This is a genomic window from Streptomyces misionensis, from assembly GCF_007896895.1.
GTDB classification, from domain to species: domain Bacteria; phylum Actinomycetota; class Actinomycetes; order Streptomycetales; family Streptomycetaceae; genus Streptomyces; species Streptomyces misionensis_A.
On the sequence record NZ_VOGW01000069.1, the window covers coordinates 20,595 to 29,116 of the forward strand.

Consider the following 8,522-nt stretch of genomic DNA (forward strand, 5'->3'; position numbering starts at 1 on the left):
GGGACGGGCCGCGGCGCGCGCGGCGGCGGCGCGGAACGCCGGGCGGCTCGGGCCGGTTCGCCGTTCGGCCCGTGCGGCCCCGCGCGGAGCGGGTCACTCATAGTCGATCCAGTCCACGGCCTCGATCGCGGCCACCGTCTCGGCGAGCGCCGCCGCATCGGGAGCGGCCCCGTCGAGCGCGGCCACGTTGCCGGCCCCGCCGATCCGCCAGTCGACGGGCGCGCCCGGTTCGACCAGCGGCACCACCCGGTCCACGAACGGCAGCCGGCGCAGCGCGGACAGGTCTCGTACGGCCTTGACCCGGGTGGCACCCACGGGCGGCACGATCAGATAGTGGAAGACGGCGGGGCCGCGCCCCACCGGGTCGCGGGTGGTGTACGGGCGTCCCAGCGCGGCCTTGACGGCGATGTCGGCCGGGACGCCGCTGCCGGCGCGCACGCCGAGGTCGTCCACCCAGGCGCCGAGGCGGCCGTTGACCTCGATGACGCGCGGGCCGTCGGGGGTCAGCTTGATCTCGACGTCGGCCACCCCGTGCACGCCGAGGGCGCCGACCGCCCGGCACGCGAGGTCGGCCACCTCGCGGACCAGGTCGTCCGGGACCACCGACTGCCCGCCGTAGGCGCCGCGTTCGCGGAAGGGCTCGGCGAGCGCGAACTTGCTGCTGACGAAGACCGGGCGCACGTCGTCGCCGCGGGCGACGCAGTCCACCGCCATGTAGTCGCCCCAGGGCGCCTCCACCGGGATGCCGACCAGCAACTCCTCCAGCACGACGGCGGTTTCGGCCGGCCCCCCGATGCCGCCGAGCGCCGCGGCGACCACCGCGCGGCACTCGTCCGCCGTGGCGACGGCGGTGGTGTTGCGGCTCGACGCGCCGACGACCGGTTTGACGATCGCAGGCAGTCCCACCCGTGCGATGGCGGCGTCCACCTGGTCGGTGGCGGTCACCGTGCAGAACCGCACGGTGTCCAGGCCGACTTCGGCGAACCGCTGCCGCTGGCGGTCCTTGTCGGTGATCGCCTCCCGCAGGGCGGGCGAGTGATACGGCAGACCGAGCGCGGCGGCCAGCCGGACCGTGTCGGCGATACGGAACTCGCTGAACGTGATGATTCCGGCGGGGCTCAGTCCGCGTAATTCATCGAGGACCGACGCTTCGGTGCGGCCCGCCGTGTTCACCACCCGGCCCAGTCTGCCGAGGACCGGGATCATCTGCTGTGCGTGTTCCGAGTCCGCGGTCACGAATGCGATTTCGCAGCCATTGTCGCGGGCGACCTGGGAAAGGCGGAGCGGTGCGAGGCTTCCGACGTCGTAGACGGCCAGGAGTACCGGTGAATCGCTCAAGGGGTGGTCCTTCCCAAGTGATCGACGGTTCTCTCGCCGGGCCACAGCGGGGTTCACAGGGCGAGAAAGGCATCCGTGTACATGAGAGGCGGAAGAAGCATAGCCACAGCCCAGGGCCCGGCAAACATCGGTTTTCAGCCACCGCTTTCCGGATGTTTTCGCCGAAGGATTGCGGAGTGAGCTGTGTCACATTCACCGGCGAAAGGTTTCGCCACCTGCGGCGCCGACCAATTTCATAGCGTTGACAGGCCCAATCCCGTCCGCTGGTCCGCGTCGGTCTCGGAATCGTCGTGTGTTTGATGAGATGAGGAGCCAGATGAGCCAGACTCCCGGCACGGAAAACGGTGCGGACCGTATTCCGGAGTTGTGGGCAGAAGTACTCGGAGCGGGTTCCGACCCGAATCTGGGTTTTCTGGAGAACGGTGGGGATTCTTTCCGGGCCCTCACCCTCTCCACCAGGATCCACGAGGAGACGGGCGTCGAGATAGATTTCCTCGACATCCTGGAGAGCGAGAACGTCCACGCCCTGCGCGACCTACTGCGGTCCGCGGCCGACTCGTCCTGACATTTCCGGACGGCGGGTCCCGGAAATGAGAATCCGCGATCGGAGGAAACACGTGTCCGCTCCGCGTGCCGCGGAAGAGACGCCCTTCCCTGAACCGGCCGCTCCCCGGCCCCTGAGGATGATGTGCGTCCCCTACGCGGGGGCGGGCGCCGGCGTGTACCGGGGGTGGCGGCAGGAACCCGGCACCGTCCTCGAGGTGGTGCCGATCCAACTCCCCGGACGCGAGGAGGAGTTCACGGCCCCGTTCCACCGTACGGTCCGTGCGGCCGCCGCCGACGTCGCCGGCCGGGTCGCCGACGAGGCCGACGGGGCGCCCTTCGTCCTCTTCGGCCACAGCCTCGGCGCCCTCCTCGCCTACGAGGCGACCCGCCACCTGCGCGAGATCGGCGGCCCGCTGCCCCGGCACCTGGTGGTCAGCGGCTCGGCGAGCCCCCGGCGCCGCCGCCCCGAGAAACTCTCCGACGATCCGGCGCGGGCCGTCGCCCAGCTGCGCGAGCTGACCGGGCAGCCGGACGCCTTCGCCGACCCCGAGATCCGCGACCTCCTGCTGCCCGCGCTGCGCGCCGACCTCGCGATGTCCGAGAGCTACCGCCCGCAGCCGCACCACCCGCTGCCGGTCCCGCTCACGGCCCTGCGCGGCACCGCCGACACCTCCGTCCCGGCCGCCGACTGGCGGGACTGGGCGGCCTACACCTCGGCCGGCTTCCGGACCGTCGAGTTCCCGGGCGGCCACATGTACCTCACCGAATCCTGGCCCGACGTGCTGCGCGCCGTCGCGGAGCTGGTGTGACGACCCCCGGTACGCAACGAAAGGAGCCGTCCGTGGCAGCGGCCGCCCCCGCGACCCTCCATGAACTGTTCGCCCGCTCCGCCGCACACCACCCCGACCGCACCGCGCTGGAGGTGGGCGGCCGCACGTTCACCTACGCGGAGCTGGACCGCCTGGCGGACCGGCTGGCCGGACAGGTCCTGCGCCGGACCGGCCGCCGCCCCGCACGGGTGGGGCTGCTGGCCGCCCGCAGCCTCACGGCCTACGCGGGCTATCTGGCCGCGCTGCGGCTGGGCGCGGCGGCGGTGCCGGTGAACCCCGCGCACCCGCCCGCCCGGCAGCTCGCCGTCGTCAAGGACGGAACCCTCGACGTCGTCGTCGGCACACCCCCGCGCGCACGGGGCGGTACGCAGGAGCCACCGGACCTCGGCGTGCCCTGGCTGCCCGTCGACGAGGCGGCGCTGACCCGACCGGCCGACGACAGAGGCACGGCGGAGGGCGACGACGCCGGGGACCGGCGGGGCGGGGCAGTCACCACGCCGCCGCGGCCGGACGACATCGCCTACATCCTCTACACCTCGGGCTCCACCGGTGCGCCGCGCGGTGTGCCCATCCGGCACGCGAACATCGTGCCGTTCATCGAATGGGCCGTCGCCGCCTGCGGCATCGGCCCGAGCGACCGCACCTCCCAGAACGTCGAGTTCTCCTTCGACGTGGCCGTCTACGAGATGTTCGTGACCTGGGCGGCCGGCGGCGCGCTGGTCGTGCCCCGCGCCAACGACGTGCTGCGGCCCTCCCGGTTCGTCAACGAGCGGCGGATCACGCACTGGTTCTGCGTGCCGTCCCTCGGCAGCATCGCCGAGCGCACCGGCATGCTCGCCCCCGGCTCGATGCCCACCCTGACCAAGGTCATGCTCGGCGGGGAACGGCTCACCGCCGAACAGGCGCGGCACTGGGCCGAGGCCGCGCCCAACGCCGTCCTGCACAACATGTACGGGCCGACCGAGATGGGCGTCGTCTGCGTGCACAAGGACCTCGGAGGCGCGGGCCGGCTCGTCGCCGCCGGCTCCAACGGGACGATGCCCATCGGCGAGGTGCTGCCGCACCTGGAGAGCGTCGTGCTCGGGGAGGACGGACAGCCCGCCGAGACCGGCGAGTTGTGCCTGCGCGGGCCCCAGCGGTTCGCCGGCTACCTCGATCCGGCCCACAACGAGGGGCGGTTCCTGCGCCGCCGGCCCGGGGCGGCCGCGGTCGTCCTGCCCGCGGGGGAGACACCCCGCGACACGGACTGGTACCGCACCGGCGACCTGGTCCGCGCGGAGGGCGAGGGACTGGTCTTCCTCGGCAGGCTGGACGACCAGGTGAAGGTGCGCGGTCACCGCATCGAAGTGGGCGAGGTGGAGGCGCAGTTGGTGCGCCATCCCGCGGTCCGGGAGGCCGTCGTGGTCGCCCACCGGTCCGGGCCGGAGGCGATGCTGGTCGCCCACTACACGGGCACCGTCACCCCGCCCGCCGAACTCACCGGCTTCCTCCGCGAGCGGCTGCCGCACTACATGCTGCCGAGCCGCTTCCTGCACCGGGAGTCGTTCCCGCTGAACACCAACGGCAAGATCGACCGCCGCTCGCTGCCGGCCCCTGACCCCGGAGAGACCCCCCACTGAGCCGCGCGCCCGGCCGGGGTGCGCGCGCCCACCACCACTTCGACCCGCTGCGGAGGAGACATGTCAGGCACCACGACCGGTGAGGTACCGAAGATCCTCCTCATCGGTTCCGGTGACCTCACCATACGGTTGGGTCATCTGCTGGCGAGCGCGGAACCGGAGACGCGGCTCGTCCTCGCGAGCCGCTCGGCGGAGCGCGCCACCCGCTTCGCGAACCTCACCAAGCTGGCCGCCGCCAACCTCGGCCGGATCCGCGAGGTGCAGGCGGTGGCGCTGGACCTGGCCGACGTGGACCGCACCGCGGAACAACTGCGGCGCATCCGACCGACGATCATCTTCATGGGCGCCTCCATCCAGGCCGCCCGCGCCATCATGGACCTGCCCGGGGACCTGTTCCGGCGGCTCGACGAGGCACAGCTCGGCCCCTGGCTGCCGATGCACCTCACGCTCGTGCACGAGTTGATGCAGGCCGTACGTCTCGCGGAGTCGCGGGCCGTCGTCGTCAACGGCGCCTACCCCGACGCGGTCGGCCCCGCCCTCGCCGCCCTCGACCTGGCGCCCGACGTCGGCATCGGCAACATCGGCAACATCGTGCCCGGCATCACCTGGTCGGCCGCCGAGGAACTGGGCGTCTCCCCGGCCGAGGTCGAGGTGAAGGCCGTGGGACACCACTACTTCAGCCACCACGTGCACCGGTTCGGCGAGGCACACGGCATCCCGCACCTGCTGAACGTGAGCGTCGGGGGAACGCGGGCCACGGTCGACGCCGACGCGGTGTACGCGCGGCTGGCCGGCGGGCTGCGGCGCCAGGGCGGCAAGGACGGCCAGCAGCTGACGGCCACCTCCGCCGCCCGCCTCCTGCTCGCGCTGCTGTCCCGCACGGAGCACGGTCTGCACGCGCCCGCCCCCGGCGGCATGACCGGCGGCTACCCGGTCCGGGTGTCGCGCGACGGCGTACGGCTCGACCTGCCGCCCGGCACCGCCCCCGAGACGGCGCAGGCCGTCAACCGGCGCTGCCAGCTCCTGGACGGCATCGAACGCGTGGCCGCCAACGGCACGGTCCACTTCACCGAGGAACGCATGGCGGTCATGCGGGAGATGCTGGGCTACCACTGCACCGAGCTGAAGATCGCCGACGCCCGTTCCGCGGCGACCGAACTGGCCGGGCGCTACGACGCCTTCCTGCGCCGGCACGGACTGGGCGCATGAGCGCGCGCACCGTGCTCTTCGACCTCGACGGCGTGCTCGTGGACAGCCAGGACGCCGAGGTGCTGGCACTGCTGGAGTTCGCCGGGACCGTGCACGCCCGGGTCCCGGCCGAGGGCTTCGCCGAACGGGTCGCGGGCCGCCGGATGAGCGAGTCGGTCGCGATCATCGGGCAGTACACGGACACCCCGCTGCCGGACGACGCGGTGGCGCGCGTGAGAGAGATCGCCGAGCGGTACCTGGCGACCCGGTTGCGCGCCGTCCCCGGGGTGGCGGCGGCCCTGCGGGAGATCACGGCGCCCGCGTACGTGGTGTCGAACTCCCCCCTCGGCATGATCGAGGACCGGCTGCGCCGCACCGGCCTCGCCGGCTTCTTCCCCGGCCCGCACTTCTCGGCGTACGAACTGGACACGTGGAAGCCGGACCCCGGCCTCTACCGGCAGGCGGTACGGACGCTGGGCGTGGACCCCGAGACCGTCGTCGCGGTCGAGGACAGCGAGGTCGGGGTGCGTTCCGCGCACGACGCGGGCCTGCGCGTCCACTGGTACCGGCCGGACCAGCCGGAGGAGAGCCGGTGCTCGGGGCGCGTCCGGGTCTTCGGGGACATGAGCGCACTGCCGAAACTGCTCGCGACGTGAGCGCGCTGCCGGAACCGCTCGGGACGCGAGCCCGAGCCGGCCGCCCGCGCCGCAACCGCCCGCGGGGAATCCGCGTCCCCTGTTTCCGTAGTTTCTGCGGCACGGGGGCGGGACGGAAGAGGCGGCAAGGTGGGGAACGGGTTCATCGGCGTCATCGTGTGCGGAGCGGTCGCGGTGCTGCTCCTGGCGGTCGGACTGAGGGACACCGCGGTGGTCTGGCGGCTGCGGAGGCACGGCCTCCGCACCTGGGGCGTCGTGGTGGACAACGTGCGGGTGGACAGGCGTGATGCGGGCCCCTCGTGGGCGCCGGTCATCGCCTTCGCCGACCGGCGCGGCCACCGGGTGGAGTTCACCACCCGGATGCGCGGCGGCGGCATGGGACTGGCGACCGGCCGGCAGGTGCCGGTGGTGTACCTGGCGCACGACCCGCAGTCCGCGCGGGTGGCCATGTGGCGGCACACGGTGGGCCCGGTCCTGGCCGTCCTCTTCGTGGGACTGGTCTTCGGGGGCACCGCGGTGCTGATCGCCCTGACGGCGTGACCGGGCCCCGGCCGCCCACGCCCCGGTCACGCCGTCAGGGCGCCGAGCCTTCCGTCGCGAACCTCGGCGATCCGGTCGGCCGCGCCGAGGTGGGTGCGGTCGTGGGTGACCAGGACGGTGGCGGTGGGCTGCGCACGGGTGAGCCGGGCGAGCAGGGCGACGACCGCGGCGCCGCGTTCGTGGTCCAGCGCGCTGGTGGGTTCGTCGACCAGCAGGACGGTGGGCTCGTTCATCAGGGCGCGCGCGATGTTGACGCGCTGGCGCTGGCCGCCGGAGAGCTGGTGCGGGCGCCGGCCCGCCTGGTCGGCCAGGCCGACCGCGTCGAGCAGTTCCATGGCCCGGCCGCGGGCCCCGGCGGGGGAGCGGCCGTCCAGGTGGGCCATGACCTGGAGCTGTTCGACGGCGGTGAGGGACGGCAGCAGACTCGGCTGCTGGAAGACGATGCCGATCGCGCGCCGGCGCAGTTCGGCCAGTTCGCCCCGGCTCAGACCGGTGGTGGGGGTGCCGTCGACGGTGACGGTGCCCGCGTCCGGCGTGATCAGCGTGGCGGCGACGGCCAGGAGGCTGGACTTGCCGGAGCCGGAGGGGCCGACCACGGCGGTCAGACTGCCCCTCGGCACCTCCAGACCGACGTGGTCGAGGGCGGTCAGGCGGGTGTCGCCGTCGGGATAGGTGAGGGTGACATCGGTCAGACGCAGGCTCATCGGGCGCCCCCCAGGGCGGTCAGCGGGTCGACGGAGGTGATGCGGCGGACGGACAGGGCGGCTCCGAGAGCACCGAGGACGATCATCACCGCGGCCGGCGGCAGGACGGTGCCGGGAGTGAGGACGAACGGCACGGTCCCGGCGACGAGGGCGCCCACGCAGGCGGCGGCGCCGGTGCCGATCAGGGTGCCGCCGGCCAGCAGGACGACGGCCTGGCCGAGGGCGTCCCGGAGCAGGCCGCCCGTGGAGGCGCCCAGTGCCTTCAGGACGGCGACGTCACCGCTGCGCTGAATGGTCCACACGGTGAAGAACGCCCCGACGACCAGCGCGGAGATGGCGAACAGAAAGCCGCGCATCAGTTGCAGGGAGCCGTTCTCCGAGGTGTAGGAGCCGATCGCGGACAGCGCGTCGCCGACGGCGACGGTCCTGGTGCCCGCCCGCCGGTCGGTGGCCGCGATCGCGGCCTTCGAGGTGGTGGTCAGGGCGATGACGGTGCCGGCCGGGCGTTCCCCGCCGCCGGTCGGCGGCGCCGCCTTCCGCCAGACGTCCAGGCCGGTCCAGACGACCGGGGTGTGGCTGAAGAAGGCGTCGCCGCGCACCGCGGCCACCGTCAGCCGCTGCCCGGCCAGGGTGACGGAGCCGCCGGCCGCCACCCCCAGGTCCTCGGCGGCCCCGGTGGACAGCACCACCGTACGGTCGCCGATCGCGCCGCCGTCCGGGGCGAGGCGGGAACCGGCGCGGACGCCGAAGGCGGAGACCGCGGCGCTCCTGTCCCCGGCTGTGGCCTTCGTGGTGGCGATCCCCAGCGGCTCGGCGCTCTCGACGCCGGGGGCCGCCGACCACCGCCGCCACTGCGCCCCGGTGACGGCGGAGTCGGCGAACGACAGATCCCGGCCGGCGGCGGGGGCCTGGAAGACGAGCTCGGTGGCGGGCAGTGACGTGATCGCCGAGACGTTCTGCCGGCCCAGTCCGGCGGTCAGCCCGGACAGCAGCCCGACCAGCAGGGTGATCAGCACGATGACGGTTCCCATCAGGGCGAAGCGCCCCTTGGCGAACTTCAGGTCTCTCCAGGCGACGAACACGGCCCTGCCTGTCCTGTGT

At 73.5% G+C, this 8,522-nt stretch carries 9 protein-coding genes; 6 read left to right on the forward strand and 3 right to left on the reverse strand.

What is annotated here, in order from left to right; translation table 11 throughout:
- Positions 1-93: 93 nt before the first annotated feature.
- The gene (locus tag FRZ03_RS12490) at positions 94-1,236 is read right to left on the reverse strand and encodes an ATP-grasp domain-containing protein (protein WP_146465213.1); all 1,143 of its coding nucleotides are present in this window, start codon (positions 1,234-1,236) and stop codon (positions 94-96) included.
- A 418-nt stretch (positions 1,237-1,654) separates the two neighbouring features.
- On the opposite strand from FRZ03_RS12490, the gene FRZ03_RS12495 reads away from it, so the two are divergent.
- The 6 genes from FRZ03_RS12495 (at position 1,655) to FRZ03_RS12520 (ending at position 6,717) form a co-directional block, all read left to right on the forward strand.
- Positions 1,655-1,903 (forward strand): acyl carrier protein, encoded by a 249-nt coding sequence (locus FRZ03_RS12495; protein WP_186785385.1) that lies wholly within the window; start codon positions 1,655-1,657, stop codon positions 1,901-1,903.
- A gap of 52 nt (positions 1,904-1,955) precedes the next feature.
- Complete coding sequence (locus tag FRZ03_RS12500; RefSeq protein ID WP_186785386.1) at positions 1,956-2,693, forward strand: thioesterase II family protein; 738 nt, start codon at positions 1,956-1,958, stop codon at positions 2,691-2,693.
- A 32-nt stretch (positions 2,694-2,725) separates the two neighbouring features.
- On the forward strand, positions 2,726-4,333 hold the full coding sequence (locus FRZ03_RS12505) for an amino acid adenylation domain-containing protein (RefSeq protein ID WP_146465216.1): 1,608 nt from the start codon (positions 2,726-2,728) through the stop codon (positions 4,331-4,333).
- Between the two features lie 60 nt (positions 4,334-4,393).
- Positions 4,394-5,542, forward strand: a complete 1,149-nt coding sequence (locus FRZ03_RS12510; protein WP_146465217.1) for a hypothetical protein — start codon at positions 4,394-4,396, stop codon at positions 5,540-5,542.
- Positions 5,539-6,177 (forward strand): HAD family hydrolase, encoded by a 639-nt coding sequence (locus tag FRZ03_RS12515; RefSeq protein ID WP_146465218.1) that lies wholly within the window; start codon positions 5,539-5,541, stop codon positions 6,175-6,177. The genes FRZ03_RS12510 and FRZ03_RS12515 overlap by 4 nt, the downstream gene beginning before the upstream one ends.
- A gap of 129 nt (positions 6,178-6,306) precedes the next feature.
- The gene (locus FRZ03_RS12520; RefSeq protein ID WP_146465219.1) at positions 6,307-6,717 is read left to right on the forward strand and encodes a DUF3592 domain-containing protein; all 411 of its coding nucleotides are present in this window, start codon (positions 6,307-6,309) and stop codon (positions 6,715-6,717) included.
- A 26-nt stretch (positions 6,718-6,743) separates the two neighbouring features.
- On the opposite strand, the gene FRZ03_RS12525 is transcribed toward FRZ03_RS12520, so the two are convergent.
- Both FRZ03_RS12525 and FRZ03_RS12530 read right to left on the reverse strand, forming a co-directional pair.
- Positions 6,744-7,421 (reverse strand): ABC transporter ATP-binding protein, encoded by a 678-nt coding sequence (locus tag FRZ03_RS12525; RefSeq protein ID WP_146465220.1) that lies wholly within the window; start codon positions 7,419-7,421, stop codon positions 6,744-6,746.
- Positions 7,418-8,503, reverse strand: a complete 1,086-nt coding sequence (locus tag FRZ03_RS12530) for an ABC transporter permease (protein WP_146465221.1) — start codon at positions 8,501-8,503, stop codon at positions 7,418-7,420. The genes FRZ03_RS12525 and FRZ03_RS12530 overlap by 4 nt, the downstream gene beginning before the upstream one ends.
- Positions 8,504-8,522: the final 19 nt, after the last annotated feature.

Coding starts and splice junctions, on each gene's coding strand:
- FRZ03_RS12495 (WP_186785385.1), top strand. CDS start 1,655: ATGAGCCAGACTCCCGGCACGGAAAACGGTGCGGACCGTATTCCGGAG.
- FRZ03_RS12510 (WP_146465217.1), top strand. CDS start 4,394: ATGTCAGGCACCACGACCGGTGAGGTACCGAAGATCCTCCTCATCGGT.
- FRZ03_RS12515 (WP_146465218.1), top strand. CDS start 5,539: ATGAGCGCGCGCACCGTGCTCTTCGACCTCGACGGCGTGCTCGTGGAC.
- FRZ03_RS12525 (WP_146465220.1), bottom strand. CDS start 7,421: ATGAGCCTGCGTCTGACCGATGTCACCCTCACCTATCCCGACGGCGAC.